The 18,220-nt window shown below is 53.1% G+C and carries 11 protein-coding genes; 7 read left to right on the top strand and 4 right to left on the bottom strand.

What is annotated here, in order from left to right:
• Window positions 1–268 precede the first annotated feature (268 nt).
• Window positions 269–856 carry an RNA polymerase sigma factor gene (locus tag F7231_RS21410; protein ID WP_085412780.1) on the bottom strand — a complete coding sequence of 196 codons (588 nt, stop codon included), beginning with the start codon at window positions 854–856 and terminating at the stop codon, window positions 269–271.
• Window positions 857–1,023: 167 nt separating this feature from the next.
• Window positions 1,024–2,685: an adenine deaminase gene (gene ade / locus F7231_RS21405; protein WP_166693520.1), complete on the bottom strand. Its 1,662-nt coding sequence runs from the start codon at window positions 2,683–2,685 to the stop codon at window positions 1,024–1,026.
• 170 nt (window positions 2,686–2,855) lie between these two features.
• On the opposite strand from ade, the gene F7231_RS21400 reads away from it, so the two are divergent.
• The 4 genes from F7231_RS21400 to F7231_RS21385 all read left to right on the top strand — a co-directional run bounded on the left by F7231_RS21400 (window position 2,856) and on the right by F7231_RS21385 (window position 9,550).
• On the top strand, window positions 2,856–4,523 hold the full coding sequence (locus tag F7231_RS21400) for a UxaA family hydrolase (RefSeq protein WP_085412782.1): 1,668 nt from the start codon (window positions 2,856–2,858) through the stop codon (window positions 4,521–4,523).
• A gap of 92 nt (window positions 4,524–4,615) precedes the next feature.
• Window positions 4,616–5,389, top strand: coding sequence for an SDR family NAD(P)-dependent oxidoreductase (locus F7231_RS21395; RefSeq protein WP_166693464.1), 774 nt, complete (start codon window positions 4,616–4,618; stop codon window positions 5,387–5,389).
• A gap of 49 nt (window positions 5,390–5,438) precedes the next feature.
• Window positions 5,439–8,981: a carboxypeptidase-like regulatory domain-containing protein gene (locus F7231_RS21390; RefSeq protein ID WP_166693463.1), complete on the top strand. Its 3,543-nt coding sequence runs from the start codon at window positions 5,439–5,441 to the stop codon at window positions 8,979–8,981.
• 32 nt (window positions 8,982–9,013) lie between these two features.
• On the top strand, window positions 9,014–9,550 hold the full coding sequence (locus F7231_RS21385) for an ABC transporter permease (RefSeq protein WP_229370191.1): 537 nt from the start codon (window positions 9,014–9,016) through the stop codon (window positions 9,548–9,550).
• Window positions 9,551–9,568: 18 nt separating this feature from the next.
• Here F7231_RS21385 and F7231_RS21380 read toward each other — a convergent pair whose 3' ends face one another.
• Window positions 9,569–9,997 (bottom strand): GNAT family N-acetyltransferase, encoded by a 429-nt coding sequence (locus F7231_RS21380; RefSeq protein ID WP_166693462.1) that lies wholly within the window; start codon window positions 9,995–9,997, stop codon window positions 9,569–9,571.
• 92 nt (window positions 9,998–10,089) lie between these two features.
• Window positions 10,090–12,528 carry a zinc-dependent metalloprotease gene (locus F7231_RS21375; protein ID WP_166693461.1) on the bottom strand — a complete coding sequence of 813 codons (2,439 nt, stop codon included), beginning with the start codon at window positions 12,526–12,528 and terminating at the stop codon, window positions 10,090–10,092.
• 246 nt (window positions 12,529–12,774) lie between these two features.
• Here F7231_RS21375 and F7231_RS21370 point away from each other — a divergent pair, with 246 nt between their 5' ends.
• The 3 genes from F7231_RS21370 to F7231_RS21360 all read left to right on the top strand — a co-directional run bounded on the left by F7231_RS21370 (window position 12,775) and on the right by F7231_RS21360 (window position 18,007).
• Window positions 12,775–14,067 carry a glycosyltransferase family 87 protein gene (locus F7231_RS21370; RefSeq protein ID WP_166693460.1) on the top strand — a complete coding sequence of 431 codons (1,293 nt, stop codon included), beginning with the start codon at window positions 12,775–12,777 and terminating at the stop codon, window positions 14,065–14,067.
• A 353-nt stretch (window positions 14,068–14,420) separates the two neighbouring features.
• On the top strand, window positions 14,421–15,290 hold the full coding sequence (locus F7231_RS21365; protein WP_085412789.1) for a sugar phosphate isomerase/epimerase family protein: 870 nt from the start codon (window positions 14,421–14,423) through the stop codon (window positions 15,288–15,290).
• Window positions 15,291–16,795: 1,505 nt separating this feature from the next.
• Window positions 16,796–18,007, top strand: coding sequence for a carboxypeptidase regulatory-like domain-containing protein (locus F7231_RS21360; protein WP_166693459.1), 1,212 nt, complete (start codon window positions 16,796–16,798; stop codon window positions 18,005–18,007).
• Window positions 18,008–18,220 lie beyond the last annotated feature (213 nt).

Raw genomic sequence — 18,220 nt, 5'->3', positions numbered from 1 at the left:
GGGGTGGTCAACGGATCGGAGCGTGGTTAAGGTTGCTCTATATGGTATACATGAGCAACGAGATTTGATACTCATTTAGCTTTTATCCGGGCCTAATAACTAGAATATGGCCCTATTTCTGAGGATATGATGTCGTCGCTAAACGATTCCGGTCATCCGCCTGCACAGGGTTCGTTGAGCGCGCATAAAAAAACGGCGGTCTCTGCTGTGAACAGAAGCCGCCGAATGCGAAAAGGAGGAGGTAGGAATAGTCTGGAAAGTTACTTAATCACATCGCGAAACGCTCGATGGATACGTGTTTTTTAAGGTTACCCAGTGCGCCAAAAATCAGGTTGTATACTGATTGAATATTAATATCCATCAGCTTCGATATTTCTTCATTGCCCATGTTCTGGTAGAACTTCAGGTAAACGGCCTCACGTTGCCGACGGGGTAAGCGGTCGAGGGCACGGGCAAGGCAACTGTTTAGGTGAGTATCCTCCTCGTTTTGAATCAGGGCCATTTCATACGAACGGTCACTATCGGTAAATCCTTCACCCGGACGAAGATCGTCGGGGTTACAGAACTTCTGCTCGGCAGTGATGTGCCGCACCAATTTACGTTTAATCGACGCCATCAGGTAAAACCGAACCGAAGTAGTTGGTCCGATATTCTGCCGGTGCCGCCATAGCTCCACAAACAAATCATGGATGCAGTCCTTAATCAGCGCACGATCTTGCGAAAAGTGGCTGCAGTAATGAAACAGAACATTGACGTACTCCTGATACAGTGTTGCGAAAGCCGGTTGGTTGCCAGACCGGAATTCGTCCCACAACTTAACTTCATCAATTTTGGGAGACGTGCGCTGCCGAGCCATATGGTTAGTAGATTAGTTAGGAGGACTACCGTAAACTTATTAATCTTTCCCTAATAATTATAGGCATAATCCAACAAAATGGCGCAACTGTAAGAAAAGTATTAATGTTGGGTAAAATAATACAGCCTTTGTTACTCCTGGTAACTTGTGAACTAATCAACAAATCATCATTTAATAACTTCCAAGCCGGTGAATCGAAAAGTGCTTCCGTCGAAGAGTCCTTTATCGCTGAGCTTAAGCGCGGGAATGACCAGTAATGCCATAAAACTGAGGGTCATAAAGGGAGCTGCAAGGGTGCTACCAAGATCGCTCTTTACGAATTGATCCAGTTCGGCATACTGCCCGGCTACTACGTACCCATCTACATCAGTCATCAGGCCAGCCACCGGCAGGGGCAGCAGCTTACGAATGTAAAGTGGCCTGGCCTCCTGGTCTATGACGCCTACGGCCGACAAGCCACCCCGCGCCCGAATAACGGCATTGACCGCCTGGCTTAGACTCTCATCGTCGCAGCCCACGGCAGTAATGTTGTGCGAATCATGCCCCACAGACGACGCGATGGCACCCTGTTTCAGCCCAAAATTCTTGATAAAGCCAATGGCTATGGGCACATCGGCATAGCGGTTTACGACCACAATCTTGAGCAGATCGCGGCTGGGGTCGGCTACCCACGCACCTTTTTCAACCCGTCCTTCCAGATGCAGCTCATTGGTGATTAGTTGCCCGTCGATGGCTTCGATCACCCGAAGCTGGCCGTAAGGCCGGTGGGCCTGCAACCAGAAATCGGCGGGTTCTTTACTTGAACAGTTAAATTGGTTGACATGCTCACTTCGCAGGTCGGGCAGGAGTGACTTACCGTCTTTGGCCACTAGTTCGCCATTGATAAAGGTGTCGAGCACCTCAAAGTTGGTGAGGTCGCTGACCACGATATAATCGGCGGGGTCCCCCTCGCGCAGCAGGCCTACGGGTAATCGATAGTGCAATACGGGGTTGATACAGGCAGCCCGCAATACATTCCATTGGTTATACCCCGCCCGAATAGCCCGGACAACCAGTTGATTGATGTGCCCCTCGGCCAGGGTATCGGGGTGCTTATCGTCGGAACAAAACATGACAAGCTGTGGAAACTCGTCGACGAGGGGAATCAGGGCGTCGAAGTTGCGGGCCGCGCTGCCTTCGCGAATCAGAATGTTCATGCCGCGCCGTGCCTTGTCGAGTCCTTCATCGTAGGTGGTGCATTCGTGGTCGGTTTCAATACCGGCGTCGATGTAGCGTTGGGCGTCGTTGCCCCGCAGACCGGGGGCGTGGCCGTCAATGGGTTTGCTGAAGGCCTTGGCGTAGGCGATCTTCATCATTACGTCTGGGTCTTCATTGAGCACGCCGGGGAAACTCATCATCTCGGCCAGGTAGCCAATATCTTTCCGACCGAGCAGGTTTTTTACATCGGTTACGTTGATGGTAGCCCCGGCCGTTTCAAAGGGCGTGGCTGGCACGCAGGAGGGCGCACCAAAGCAAAATTTGAACGGGGTACGTTCAGCATCATCAAGCATATACTCTACCCCGGCAACACCCAGCACGTTGCCAATCTCGTGAGGGTCTGATACGGTCGAAACGGTACCGTGTACAACGGCCAGGCGGGCAAACTGCGTAGGGGTCAGCAGCGAACTCTCCACATGGACGTGGGCATCCACAAAGCCGGGAAGCACATAGGGTTCGCCAACGCGTTCGGGACCAAGCCGATCGATTTGTGCCACACGGCCGCGATCGAGGTGAATGGTGCCGTAATAAATCGACTTATCGAACAGGTTTAGAATGTTGGCGGTCAGCATAGGGTATTCGGCAACGCGGATAAAGTGCAAAGCTTGTGGATTATCAAATGTTGGCAAAAGGAGCGAAGAATCACAAAGAGAACCAGAAAGTTTTAGCTTATGCTGGTACGGGTATATAGCTTCGCGGGGCTACTTTTTTACTCACTAATTGTTCGAGTAGCTAACAATACATGTCAGACTCATTGCTTAAAATTCACCCTGACGACAACGTCATAGTGGCCCTGACCAACATACCGGCGGGAGCCGAGGTCACCTATGAAGGGCATACCTATACAGTACCCCATGGCGTTTCGGCCAAACATAAGTTCGTAACTGAGGCGCGCCAGCCCGGTGAACCAGTTTACATGTACGGGGTTACGGTAGGCCGCGCCACACAGCCAATTCAGCAGGGCGAGGTCATTACGACCTTCAATCTGCGCCACGAGGCCGATCCATACGGACTAGCCCAGCGTCGGCCATATACTTACCAGGCACCTGATGCGGCGGCCTTCGCTAACCGCACGTTTATGGGCTATCACCGCGCCGACGGGCGTGTGGGTACGCGCAATTACTGGCTGGTCATTCCGTTGGTGTTCTGCGAAAACCGGAATGTACTGATCCTGAAAGACGCATTCGAGCGTGAACTTGGCTACGCCCAGTCGGACGTATACCGCGATCAGGTACGTGAACTGCTGCATCTCTATCAGCACGGGCAGATGGACGTGATAAAAAAAATGGAGCCGTTTGTGTCGCCCGAGCAGAATAAAACCCTGCACCACGCGTCGGTTGGTCGTCCATTTGCCAACGTGGATGGAATCAAGTTCCTGACCCACGAAATGGGATGCGGCGGTACCCGGCAAGACTCGGCGGCGCTGTGTTCATTGCTGGCCGGGTATATCAATAACCCAAACGTGGCGGGCGCTACGGTACTGAGCCTGGGCTGCCAGCACCTGCAAACCGATATGCTTGCCAACGAGGTACGTCGGCAGAACCCACAGGGGAAAAAGCCCCTGCTGATGTACGAACAGCAAGCCGGTACCGAGTACGCACTGATGTCGCAGGCGATCAAAGACACGTTTCTGCACCTGATTGAGATCAACAAGATAGACCGTCAGCCCGCGCCCCTGAGCCAACTGTGTGTTGGTCTTAAATGCGGCGGCTCTGATGGATTTTCAGGCATCTCGGCCAACCCGGCTATCGGCTACCTGTCCGACCTGCTGGGTACGTTGGGTGGCCGCACGGTGCTGGCCGAATTTCCGGAACTGTGCGGGGCCGAGCAAAACCTGATCGACCGGATGCCGGACGATCGGCGGGCCGAGAAATTCATGAACCTGATGGAGACCTACGCCGCGCAGGCGGAAGCCGCCGGGTCGGGCTTCGACATGAACCCGTCGCCGGGAAACATCAAAGACGGCCTCATCACCGATGCCATTAAGTCGGCCGGGGCGGCACGTAAAGGGGGACTGGCGTTTGTATCGGATGTGCTCGATTATACTGAACCCATCACGGCGCCGGGGCTTAACCTGCTGTGTACGCCTGGTAATGATGTGGAGGCTACGACAGGCATGGCTGGGTCGGGTGCCAACCTGATCCTGTTCACCACTGGACTGGGCACACCTACGGGAAACCCGATTTGCCCCGTCGTGAAGATTTCGACCAATACCATTCTGAAAAACCGGATGCCCGACGTGATCGACTTCGACAGCGGTCCGGTCATTGATGGGCAGCAAACGATTGAACAAAACGGCGCTGCCCTGCTCGACTGGCTGGTTGAACTGGCTTCAGGCACGTACCTGACCAAAGCCGAACAACTCGGACAAGACGATTTCATTCCCTGGAAACGGGGCGTATCACTCTAAAACTAGTTTGATGTTTGTGGTTTGACGTTGCGTTGCTAACACGCCATCCAACTGTACCGGCAACGTCAAACCACAAACACCAAACTCCATCTATGTTCTCATTGACGAATAAAACAGCTCTGATAACGGGCGGGGCCAGTGGTATTGGGCTGGCCATTGCAGAAACATTTGCGCAGGCGGGTGCCAGCGTGCACCTGCTGGAGTTGAATCTGGCGGCGGCTGAAACGGCGGCTGCTTCAATTCGGGTGGCTGGCGGGCAGGCAAAGGCGCATCAGGTCGATGTGTCGTCGCAGGCTGACGTGCAGGCCGTTGTTGATCGGCTGGTGGCCGAAGGGCCTATTCATATCCTCGTAAACAATGCGGGTATTGCGCATATTGGCAGCGCCGAAAGCACAACTGAAGCTGATTTCGACCGTATTTTTTCGGTTAACGTGAAAGGCGTTTATAACTGTCTGCATATAGTACTGCCTCATATGAAGGCGAATGGCGGAGGCGTCGTGCTGAATATGTCGTCGATCGCGGCTACCCTTGGCCTCTCTGACCGGTTTGCGTATTCCATGAGCAAAGGGGCCGTGCTGAGCATGACGCTCTCGGTGGCGAAAGATTACCTGGCCCATCAGATTCGCTGCAACTGTATTTCGCCAGCCCGGGTGCATACTCCGTTTGTCGACGGGTTTCTGGCGAAAAACTACCCCGGTCGGGAAGAAGAGATGTTTGCCAACCTGTCGGCCTCGCAGCCAATTGGCCGGATGGGCACACCAGCCGAAGTGGCCGCGCTGGCCTTGTACCTCTGTTCTGACGAGGCAGGGTTCATTACCGGCAATGATTATGCCCTCGACGGTGGTGTAATCCGGTTGAGCACCTAGGTACGTATCACGTCCATTTGTCATACTGTCAATCCATCTTCAGCCTGCCATGCACAGCCGACTCGCCTTACTTTTTATCAGTCAGTTTGTGCTGGTAGGGCTGTCGTGGGCGCAGGGGCCGCAGCCTGTTACAGGGCGCGTGTTCGACGGAGAAACCAACCAGCCGGTGCCGTTTGCGAGCGTGTACGTAAACGCATCGACGCGGGGCACAACCGCCGACGCCGACGGGAAGTACCAATTGCCGGGCGTGCCCTCGGGAACGGTAGAGCTGGTGGCGTCGGCGGTGGGGTACGAAACCGTGCGGCAACTGCTGAAGATCGGTGACGTAAAAAATCGCCGGATTAACTTCCTGCTCAAGCCGGACGCTATCGGGCTCAAGGCCGTGACGGTAACCGCCAAGCGTTCGGCGGCCTACAACCGGATGCTGAAACAATTTAAGCGCGAACTACTCGGCGATAACGCTACGGCCGAAAAATGCCAAATTATTAACGAAGGCGTCGTGTCGCTGTCGATGAGTGAAGGGCACTTACAGGCCACGTCCCCCGAGCCTCTGGTGATTGAAAACACGGCGTTAGGGTACCGGCTTGTTTACCAGTTGTTGTATTTCGACAGCTTTCGGGGTGCTACGTATTACGGTGGTGTCAGCCGGTTCGAGCCTCTGAAAGCAACCAACGCCGAGCAGACCGAGCGCTGGGAACGCAACCGCCAACGGGCCTATCTGGGCTCGGGGCGGCATCTGCTGGCAAGTTTGCAGGCAGGTACGTATGAGCAGGAAGGATTTCTGGTGTTTGAATCCAACTACGTGCTTTCAGCCGACATATCGGTGCCGATTGCGCGCTTTGGTAAGGAACCACCCACCAAAGCGGCGCAACCCGATAGCCTGTTTACCCCGGCTGAACTGCCGTCGGAACGAATTTTTTACAGCAAGAAGCCGCTGGAAGTATTCTACACCCGGCAGCGCGCCGCTACGCCTTACCGTGACCTCCCGTATGCCTATTCGCTGGTGTACATGCCGCGAGGCGGCGCAACCGTAACGACCGAGGGCTGGGTGGTGCACCCCAACGGCATGGAGATGCGGGGTGCCCTGAGCGCCGACCGCCTGGCTACGCTGCTACCCGCCGACTGGCAGCCTGCGGCTAAAAAACAGAACGTGCCAACGGCCACGCCTGATCAGGGCGTTGTGCTGCCCCCCGACGCGGTCATCGATTCGCTGGCGGCCAACTGGCGTTCTGCCCAGACAGGAACGGCACCAACGCTGTTTCTGCACACCGACAAAGGCCTGTACGGTACCGGCGATCAGCTCTGGTTCAGTGGCTATTCCCTTGACCCTGCCACCAGCTTACCCGCCGACCAGGCGGTAACGGCTGCAGAATTACCCCTACATGTTGAATTGATTGCACCCGGCGGCCGGCTGGTGGCGCATCAGTGGGTACGTGTCAGCGCGGGCCGTACATCGGGTAGTATTCGCCTGTCCGATTCGCTGGCCACCGGGCAGTATACGTTGCGGGCCTATACCGAAGCCGACCGGGAGAATGTCCAGGCCGCCTTCGAGCGTGCCATTACTGTCGTCAATGGGCTGGCGCTGGGTGCCGACGTCAGGCCGGGTAGTTCAACTAGCCCGGTCGATGTGCAGTTCCTGCCCGAAGGTGGCCGGTGGGTGGCGGGTTTGCCGACAGTGATGGGCATCAAGGCAGTTGATCGGCGGGGGCGGGGTATAGCCGTTTCAGGACAAATTCTGTCGGCAGAAGGCGGTGAGGTGGGTCGTTTCCAGACGAACACGCTTGGCCTGGGGCGGGTTGACCTGGTGCCGCAAGCCAACCAGACGTACCTGGCTCAGGTACGTTGGGCAGGTGACTCGGCCCTGGTTCCGTTGCCAGCCGTTGACCCAACCGGTCTGACGCTCGCCACCGACATCGTTACCGACAGCACCAGACTAGCCATTCAGGTACGTGCCTCGGGAGCGCTGGCTACTCAGCCGGTATACCTGACGGTTCAGAGCAGAGGGCAACTAATTCAGCAACTGAAGGTTACCCTTCAACAGGGTAAGGCCAGGCTGGCTATTCCGGCCGTAAAACTACCCGTTGGCGTGGCTCAGGTAACGCTCTTCGACGCGCAGGGCCATCCGCAGGCTGAGCGGCTGGTATTTATCCCCGATCGTTTTTTGCCACTCGTTGCCGATGTAACGACCAATAAACCAATCTATGCGCTCCGCGAGTCGGTTACGCTGTCGCTCCGTGTGGCCGATGGATTCGGCGATCAGGTGGCCATGATTGGCTCGGCAGTAGTGACGGATGCGCAACAAGTGCCAGCCGATTCCGTGGAAGCCACTATCCGTACGCACCTGTTGCTGACCGGCGAACTGCGCGGTCGGGTCGAGCATCCGAATGAGTACCTCATCAGTGCTCACCCAGCCAGACGGCGTGCGTTGGATAACCTGCTGCTGACCCAGGGCTGGCGGCGAATAAGCTGGCACCTTATGGATAAACCAACGACCGAACGGCCACCAGTCATGGCCGGCATGTTGTTGAAAGGAACTGTATTCAATAAGAAGAACCGCCCGCTTCCCGAAGCCAATTTGCTGCTCACGTTTGCGGGGAATGCCGATAATGCGTTTGCCCGAACGGCACGTACCGACAAACAGGGCCACTTCCTGGTCGATAACCTCTTCCTGACCGACACCGCAACAGTAGCGGTACGGGCCATGACCGCTGATTTTAAAACCATTGCCGACACCCGCGTTACGCTGGACGTACCCGGCCATCAGTTCGGGTCCGTCGATTCAGTAGGTACGTTGGCTCTGGCACCTCTACAGCCCTTTGTTACGGCTATACAGCAACGGCAGGCCAGCGATCTGAGCCGGTACCGTATGCAGGACGTTCGGCAGCTAAAAGAAGTAGTGGTGAAAACCCGGCGGCTCGACGACGATCGGGAGGCAAGGCGAGTGAGCCTGCACGGCACGCCCGACGCCACCGTCATTTTCGATGAAAACGCCCGAACGTTCAACAATGCCTATGAGATGTTGCGGGGTCGTGTGCCCGGCGTACAGGTTGCCAGTAGACGCGATGGCCAGGGCGGTTATTCGGTTACGGTGCGTGGCCCCAGTACGTTTGGCGCCAACACGGCTCCGCTTTACCTGGTTGATGGGATGCCCCTGACAGAGAACGATAACGGTACCGCGCTGCTTATGGTGAACGTAACCGAGGTAGAACGAATCGAAGTGCTTAAAAATGGGGGCGGGGCAATCTACGGTTCCCGAGGCGGGGCCGGCGTCATTGCTTTCTTTTCTAAAAAAGGACCGGCAGGTACGTCGAAAGAGGCGGAGCAGGCGGCTCCCCAACTGATGGTCTATGGCCTTCAGACCGATCGACAGTTTTATACGCCCCGATATACCCTTCCTGCTGACAGTACCGCCAGCCAGCCGGATCGGCGCGATGTGCTGTACTGGAAACCAATGCTGGCCACCAGCCTGTCCGGTTTTTCGACAATAGCCTTTCCGCTCTCGGATCAGGCCCGAACCATCCGATTGCGTATTCAAGGCGTCACCACTTATGGTCGGCCGGTAGTGATCGACCGCTTGATAAACGTCCGCTGAGGTGCATTGGGGCGCTTTCTAGTTTTGCTGGCATGAAACACACCATTACCTGCCTAACACTATTTTGCCTGACGGCCTCACTTCGTACCGCTCATGCCCAGCAGTCAGCTGATGTGCCACCCAACGAGCCGGTGGTGATGAATGGTATTGAATACGGCTACAATATCCGCAACGAGAGTAAGAAGGAGGTGGGCAGTAAAGGAACTTATGCCCGGTATGAAGTTACGCTGTACGTTACCAATCGGAGCGGGTGTAGCAAGATCATGATGCCGCGTCAAACCTTCACGGGGCTGCAGTATCAGGAATTGCTGGCTGAATTTGACTGTGTGAACGCCACGGGTATGCGCCTAACCTCAAAAAGTGGCACCCTGAAAGCCCGCGAGTTTTTCGTGCCCTACAGCACCAGCACAAAAGGGCCCGACGGTAAAGTACTGACCACATCGGTACAGGTACGTGTCGGTAACAGTCTACGCAACGGGGAAACGGTCACCAGCGACCTCATTTTCATTGTGCCCGACGGTGAGCGCCCCGCTTTACGCGTTCGGATGCAGGAACTGGGTGATTTCTAGGTGACTCTTGCTGACGGCTCATAGCGGCATCACCAGCTTCACGTGGGTGTTGGTAAATCCTACGCGTTCGTAGAACTGGTGGGTACGCAGGCGACGGCGGTTCGAGGTTACTTCCAGATTGATCCAGCCTTCCTGACGGGCCACCGCGACGATATGGTCGACCAGCAATTGGCCTACGCCGTGACTGCGCCAGTTGGGGAGGACGTACATTTCCTGAATTTCAGCGACCGGCCCGGCATGGTGCAACAGATGCTGCACATGGCAGTTCAGAAAGCCAACCGGTGCGCCATCTGCTTCGGCTACCACGTACCTGACGGCCGGGGCAGCGATGTTGGCAAGAAAGATCTGCGCAAACGAGGGCTGGTTTAGCACCGTTTCCTCCAGATCGCACAGGCAGGTGTACACAAAGGAAAGGTCGGTCTCCTGGGCAGGGCGTAGGTTAATCATAAACCAAATGTACGGCATAAAATAAGCCAGCATTGCGGCTGGCTTATTCACATAAAGTGTATGTCGGTCCTGGTAGGCAATGGCCTGCGGACCTAGTCCCGGTCGCAATCCAGCCAGTCGTAGCCAGGGTCGATAGGGGCGCCATCGGGGGCGGGGAGCACAGTGCTTGCTGCTGGTTGCTGCGGGTTGGTTTCGTACTGTTGAATAAGCCAGATCAGTTGCGAGCTGCCGGTTAGTTTGGTGGTCAGGTACTGCTGTCGAATGCGTTGAATGGCGTCGTGGGCAGTGGCACGTACCCGGCTGTCGGCATCGCGGTTGGCAGCCAGATCAATCAGGCTTTCCAGCAGGCGACGGCTCGTTAGCTGCCGAATGGCGTCTGGGTACGTTGGCGCATCGCCAGTGGTAGCACGCATGGGAGCAAAGGTGGTGTTGATCAGCCCTGTCAACAAATCCGAGAAGCCGGGCATAGCAGGGTTCAGCGCTTTCTGGTTCAACAGGCGGGCACAGCGTTCGGGGTTTAGTAGCAGGCGCAGCGTCAGGTTGGCGGCAGCCTCGGGCGGGCCCATCGGGTCGAAGGTAAGGCCAGTATGCCGCTTGAATACTTCGCGGGGATTGGCATCGATACCAAAAGCACGGGGTGGAATCAGGCTCAGAATAGCCGTTGGCACTGCCAGGTTCGCGGGATCGAGCGTACTCAGCAGGGCAGTCATGGCCCGGCGTTGCTGGTCGGGAGCAACCGTCTGGGTCACCACCTGCCCATCGCCGCGAAGGGCATAGCTGTAGGTAACGCCCCCCAGGACCTTGCTGGCGGCCTCGACCTGGTAACGGTGAAACATGTACATCGGCACCAGTACCTCTTCCAGCGTTGCCATGGGCATGCCCACCGGAATTTTGGTTTCGTTGAACTGGCTGAGGGCTATTTTACGAATGGCCATCGTGCGCAGCAGCTCCGTAGTGGCGTCGCTGGCACCATCCCAGAGGTGGGTTTGCGGGTGAGCACTGCCTTCGGGGCGCGCGTCCTGATCGCTCAAAAACTTCAGACCCCGTTTCAGGTAATTGTCGATGATGGCTTTAAGGGCCTCCTTCTCGTTGGTGCCTTTCGGAAAATCCTGATAGCCATACGCAATTGCCACTTTATCCCACTCACCAATGCCTACAGCATAGGCACTGTCGAGTTTCAGGGTGTTATTGGCGACGATATCGACCTGCGGATGGGGGTAATCCATCACCGACGACCGGTTGACGGTGCTGGCGATGTAGTTGTGGGGGAGGCCCAGCGTATGCCCTACTTCGTGGGCCGCCAGTTGCCGAAGCCGCGAGAGGGCCATTGGCATCAGGGCGGCGGTGTCGGCCCGGTTGTTCTCAAAACGCGCGGTCAACCCCTGCGCAATCAGGTAATCCTGACGTACCCGGAGCGAGCCCAGCGTGACTTTTCCTTTCAGAATTTCGCCCGTGCGCGGGTCAACAATACTGGCCCCGTAGCTCCAGCCACGGGTCGACCGGTGTACCCACTGCACCAGATTGTAGCGGACGTCCATCGGGTCGGCGTCGGCCGGGAGCAGCTTCACCTGGAACGCGTCGCGGTAGCCTGCCGCCTCAAACGCCTGATTCCACCAGCGGATACCATCCATGAGGGCCGAACGGATGGGTTCGGGGGCACCGGGGTCCATGTAATACACAATGGGCTTCACCGGATCGCTGATGGCGGCGGTTGGGTCTTTCTTTGCCAGTCGATGCCGCACAATATAGCGTTTCGTGATGGGCTGGCTAACGGGTGAGGCGTAATCGTAAAAATCGACGCTGTTCATGCCCGAGCGCGGGTCGAAGAGGCGGGGCTGGTACGAACCGTCGAGCGGGGGAAGTTCAACGAATGAATGGTGCTGGCGCATAGACACGGCCGTGGCGGTTGGCACCACCTGCCGCAGGTACGCTCCGGGCTGGTCGCCGGTGAGGGTGATGGTCACTTCAAACTCGGTGTTCTTCGGAAAGGCCTTGGTGCGGGGCAGGTACATGGCGCACCGGCTGGCGTCGACCCGGAATGAGCCCTGCCGCGTCTGAGAAATGGACTGAACAGCACCTACGGCATCCTGCAACAGAAAAGGGGTCAGGTCGACCAGAGCCTGCCCGCTCTCTTCGGCCACTACCTCAAAGCCGGCATGCACCGATTGGGCGAATGACTCAGCCACGGCCCGGCGCTCCAGCGAGTCGGTACTCAGGGCGCGGTAGCCGTAGTTGGGTTCAATTAAGAGCACCTTGTTGCCGCTCCGTTCAAACCGGACTACATGTTCGCCGCCCAGTTTCCCCCGGTCGAGGCCAATGTCGTTGGAGCCAACCCCCTGCGCAAGGGTTGGGTAGTAGAGAAATTCCTGGCCAAACTTGTCGATTTCGAGCCAGATCTTACCCTTCTTGGCATCCCAGTAATAGGTCATAAAGCCCGGATGTTTCTCCATGCCGTTGGTAAACGTAGCAATGGTCTGGGCAACGAGCGGCTGGATCACAACCGTGAACAGCAGGGTAAACAGTAGACGCATAGGTTGTATAATGAGTGTTTGGGAAAAGTAGCCAGTAAGCGTTGCATTCGCAAAAAGCAGCCTGAATCAGCTGCTATTCCGGGCATAGGATAACAAATTGATGAGAAATGGGCCATTCCGGCGATTCTGTATAAGCCTCGGCCACTGATTGCGTTAGTTTGGTTTCGGGTCAGGCCATGATGTCGCTAATCCGCGAGAAAATTGGGTGCACGTTATACCAATACAGTATTTAAGTCTATAGATTAAATGAATGAATTTGTCCAGTTTGCCCGCCGACGCTGGTATTTGCTAGCCGTCTTTCTAGTCCTGGCCATTGTCATTGCTGTCCGGCAGTATTCGTATCAGGGTGTCAACGGGGATCCATATATCTATTGGGCTGTTGGGGGAAAGTTTTTAGCTGGGCTGCCGTTGTATGAGCCTGTGCCGGGGTCACAGGAGTTTTTGTACCCGCCTATTGCCGTCCTGTTCTGTCAGATTCTGGCCCTGATGCCATTTCCTGTAGCGGTCGTTGTCTTTACGCTGATCAATTTTGCGGCCTGGCTGGTCATGATCGGGCTTACGTACCGGATCTTGCAACGCTATTTTCCCAACACCAATCTACGGGTTGCGCTGCTTGTTGGTCTTGTGGCAAGTATCCGCTATTTCTGGCATAATATCCTCTGGGTAAATGTCAATGAGCTAATCGGTATGCTCTGTTTTGGCGGTTTGCTTGTGTACATGAAAGGTCGCCGGCTCACCGGGCTGGCGTTGCTGACGCTGGCCATGTGGATTAAAGTAATGGCCTTGCTGATTGTGGTGACGCTGTTTATCCGAAAGCCACGTCAAACGGTACTGGCAGTGCTGGGTTTTAGTGCTCTGTATGCCGTGATTCTGATGAGTTTCCGGGGTGTCAACCAAGGGATTCAGGATTACTTCGACTACTGGCATATTACCTTCAAACCGTTCCTGATGGGGAAAGTATTCACCGACTGGATTGCGTTTGGTATCTCGCCGTTGCTCTCGAAACTGTTGACTGACCACGATACGATCAACGGCATCCGGTACAATATCGTGAGTTGGTCGCCGGCAGTAGTTGGTAAAATCAGCCTGATTATTCGGCTGGCTATTGTGGGTATCACCTACAGGTACGTATGGCTGACCCGGAAACACCGCCAACTCCCGATACTGGCCATTCTGCTTACGTTCCTGACCATGCTGCTGGTATCGGGGGTAGCCTGGGAGGGGCACCACGTTACGCTGCTACTGATTGTTACGGGTCTTTACCAATTGTTGAGCAAGCCCGAAACGTATAGCCTGCGGCGTTGGGTGGCAATTATCCCGATCACTGTTGGCCTGATGACCAGCGACCTGCTCGGTAACCGCCTTTCCGATTACACACAGGCTTACACACTGATCACGTACAATGTGCTGTTCCTTTACATTGTAGCCGTTTGGCTGAGCGAGCGTAGCTTAAGCTTAAAGCAGGACAATAACCTGATTGAGCCGAGATCGGAACCCAGTCGGTCGCTAAGCGGGTACGTCAATCAGGAAGCCAGCTAAGCGGTACTTCTGTGCTCCTCAAAAAGCTGCTCCTAAAAGGGCAGGCCCTAAGCGTATTGATAGCGTAACACTGCCGAATCTGGTTAAGACGTATGAACGCAGTGTCAGGTACGTTAGCATTGGTACAAGTAAACCGGGGAGATCCGGGTGAATCTGGTTAGTTAGCCACATAAATAAGGACAAGAAGTACATTCCGGTGGTCTGGGAACGTTTGCAGTAGGTAAACCCGCTAGTTATCTTCTGTAATGGACGATCCTGTTCAGGCTTCTGATAAACCTTGTCGGGTGTCTGCTGTCTAAGTTACAGATTACTCGTTCTGGTACTTGTTTTACCCAATTAACTAACCTCTGATAATGGCACAATCGCCTACTATTTCACGCGCTGACTTCCTGAAAACAAGTGCATTAGCGTTGTCTCTTCCGTTGCTGACCCGTTTCGAGGCTCAGGCGAAACCTATTAAAAATGTGGGTTTGCAACTTTACACGCTCCGGACCGACCTGAGTAAAGATCCGGATGCTACGATGAAGCGGGTCGCTGAAATCGGGTATAAGGAAGTAGAAACATTTGGTTATAACGACGGTAAATTCTTTGGTAAAACGCCACAGGCCTTTAAAGAACAATTAAAAAGTCTGGGCCTTACGTCGCCAAGTGGGCACTATATGCCGAACCAACTGAAAAGCGGTTGGGACAAGATCGTTGACGATGCCGCTACCATTGGGCAGAAATACATGGCCTGTGCCTACATCATGCCCGCTGAACGCACGAAAGCCGACGATTACAAAGGATTTGTCGACCTGTTCAACAAAGCGGCTGAGACCTGCAAAAAGGCGGGTATCCAGTTCGTGTATCATAACCACGATTTCGAATTTCAGCCCCTTAACGGTCAGCTTGGTTACGACATCATTTTGAAAGGTACAGACCCTAAGCTGGTGAAGATGGAACTGGACCTATACTGGACGATCATTGCCGGTAAAGACCCCGTCGAACTGTTCAAGCAGAACCCCGGCCGTTTCCCGCTCGTGCACATGAAAGACATCGCTAAGACTGAGAAAAAAGAGTTTGCTGAGGTGGGCACTGGCTCGGTCGATTTTCAGCGAATCCTGAACGCTGCCAAGATCGGGGGTATCCAGCACTATTTTGTTGAACAGGATGCTGTTACAAAAGGCACTCCACTGGAGGCTATCGCAACAAGCTTTAAAAACATGCAGAAGCTGAGCGTGTAGATCACAGCTCATTTTACATAGAAAAAGCCGGGTACGCTACGTACCCGGCTTTTTCTATGTAAAAGGCTACCAACTTCGTACAGTCGGCTTGGATAGAATGTATAAGCTCGACTGACATCCATGTATACATCCCCGCTCTTTTTTTCCTAAGCCTTCTGACCTAGTCTTTGGTCTTTCGTGTGCCTGGTCAGCCTACTCCAGGCATGGAAGGCGCTACTTTCCACGAGTCCGTTGCGCTTCGAGATGGCAGCACTAAACCGGACTTATTAATTCAACGCTCGTATCTATGTGGAATCATGCGTAAAGGTGGCTTAGCATAGCTGAGGTGAAAATGATTGTGTCAAGCAGTTACGTGTAGCTATTTACGAACATGCCACGCGCTCTGTTATCTACCACTTAATTAGACCCTGAAGTTTCATTAAGAAAGTGAATGTGCTTATTAGAAGTAATATGCATAGTTTGTTTAATATATAATTAATCAGGTTAATTATATATGGTACTATTGACTGCGTAATAAAAAATACTTCAGTTATGTGAGCAATTTTTACAATAAGCTATATATAAATAAGTAGTAGTGATTACTTTATAAGTTAGCAGCTAAACCTGTTTTACTCATGTACACTGGATAAGGCGTTAATTAAACTGTATTGATCAACCTATCTTTTATAGCGCAGTTGTAATTGGCCAACCTATTCTCGGGGCTTTTTGCTAATATGCTCAGAAGACATTATTTGTTTCTGTAGTACTAAAAGTAATTACTGTGTATGCAGCCACACAGTAGATTCTACGACTCAGCTGTACATCGTTACAGGTAACTTTTAGCTATAGTGTACGTACTGGCCAGTGGTGCACGTAAAACATGGTAGCCACGTAAGCAGATTCATCTGCAACTAACTGATTTAGAAAACATAAGTAGCTTAGTTGGTAGATATAACACGGACCTTTACTACGCTGATTGGAATGGGCAGATCTTAGCAAGTCTACCGGGAGTGATGACTACGCAAACCGCTTGCGACCAGGACAAATCCCGGCGATTAACTATCTGAATTTGACTAACCGAAAGTTGTTATTTATTCAAATGAAAGAATTTATATATGAATTAAATATTATGTAATTAATTCCCTAGTTGATGCTACTAATTAAACTTGTCTTAATCATGATAATATTATCCTTAATTAATGTAAATAAAATTTTTGCCGTTTAATAAACATAGATTTATAAAGTAACCTTTCATTGACTTAGCCGGTGAAAAAAACGCAATATTTACTTACATCATTTGAGACATTTAATTTAAATTAAAATACCTCCATTATATGAACATAATTACACGTTTAACCAGGATGGCGTAGCGCTAGGCTTGTCAATTTGTTTTTCGATTTATCAGAGTTTATTAAGCGTTGCGTGGTGGTCAATTGATCGATTGATGTCATCAACTCGTAATTAATTCAAGAATCGTACTTTTCAGTACTCATTTACCTATTCACATCATTTAACTAACCTTTGTCATGAAAAGCAACCCGTTTTTTCGCCTTTTTTTCGCCCTCCTGGGTTTAGTACTTATCTTCCAAAACTGTCAGCCGACGCAAGAGCTACAACCAACAGACAAGCCTAGTCGGTCCGCCAGAAGTTCTGTGTCCGCTGGTGGGTACACAGTCGCCCTGGTCAGTACAACTGGTACAAACTGGCATTACTCCATTACCAACAATCAGAATGAAAACTCAGGTAATTTGAATACGTGGAACCTCAGCCTGGGAGATTGTATTACTGAAGCCGATGTGGCCAGCATTGATGGGTTTGATAGACTGAACGGGAAGTTTGTCAAAGGACAAACCGAGATTGCCATTGCTACTGTTGCCGGCAAATCGTGGATACAAATCACAGGTATTCCTGCCTTGCCAAATGGCCAGTCGTTTGATTTGTCCTTTACGCTTGCCTATGCTGTTCCAACGGTGTCGGTACCTTTAAGTGCGACAACCTCAACGATTGACACCCAAGGAAATTCGTCTGTTTCAGGTACGTTTAATTTTGATATAGATGGACCCGGTTGCCCGCAGATTACAGGAACAGTGTACAAAGCAACCTGCTCAGGTGCAGCGGTAACTCCTTATGCGAATGTAACGGTTACTGCAGCGCCGGGCCTGCTTACCGCCATTACTGGCGTAGATGGCTCTTATACCCTTGCTGGAATCTCCGGACTTACTACGTACACGTTGTCCGTAACTGGCACTCCTGATAACGTTCAAAGCGTTAGCCCTGCAACCCAAACAGCATTTTCTACGGGAGTAGCTAATTTCACAGCCATTACTGGTCCTTGTGGCAATGGCTGCTCAATGTCGCAAGGATTCTATTTCGCGAAGCCAAACTCTCCTTGGACTACAGTAACCCTCGGAGGGTATACGTACACCTACAATGAAGCTAGAGCTATCTGGAACTCGTCGAATGCCAAAGGTATCAACGATACGAAGAAAGCCTTTTTACAGGCAGCTACCATTGCTCTCAGCGCTGGCACTATTAGTCCAACGGCTTCGGTATGGACTGATTATAATACCATCAATACTTATTTGACCAATTTGGGTAAAAAGATTACTGCTGGTGATCTAGGCCCCACCGGAAGTTCGGCCAGCAAAAAAGCGGCAACTGCTGCAGGTAATATCGGCAAGTGGATTCAGGCAAATCACTGCGATTACAGTGACGCTGTTCCCTTGTATTTACCCTAATAGCTGGTCGGCAGTTGCCACAAAAAAACCGTAGGCTACCAGCCTACGGTTTTTTTGTGGCAACTGCCTTATGTGAGGCGTTGCCGTAGTGATAGGCAGGTTGGCACAGGTGCACATGATGCTGCCAGAGAACATAAATCGCGTTAACCTGTACTCTGTGTAAGTCAATCAAAGAAACAAGCTAGCGCAGCGCTAAGCGACTGATTGGAGCCA

The sequence above is a fragment of the Fibrivirga algicola genome (genome assembly GCF_011742925.1).
Lineage (GTDB): Bacteria > Bacteroidota > Bacteroidia > Cytophagales > Spirosomataceae > Fibrella > Fibrella algicola.
The sequence above is the reverse complement of the archived record's forward strand: the minus strand, read 5'-3'. Positions and strand labels throughout refer to the sequence as shown.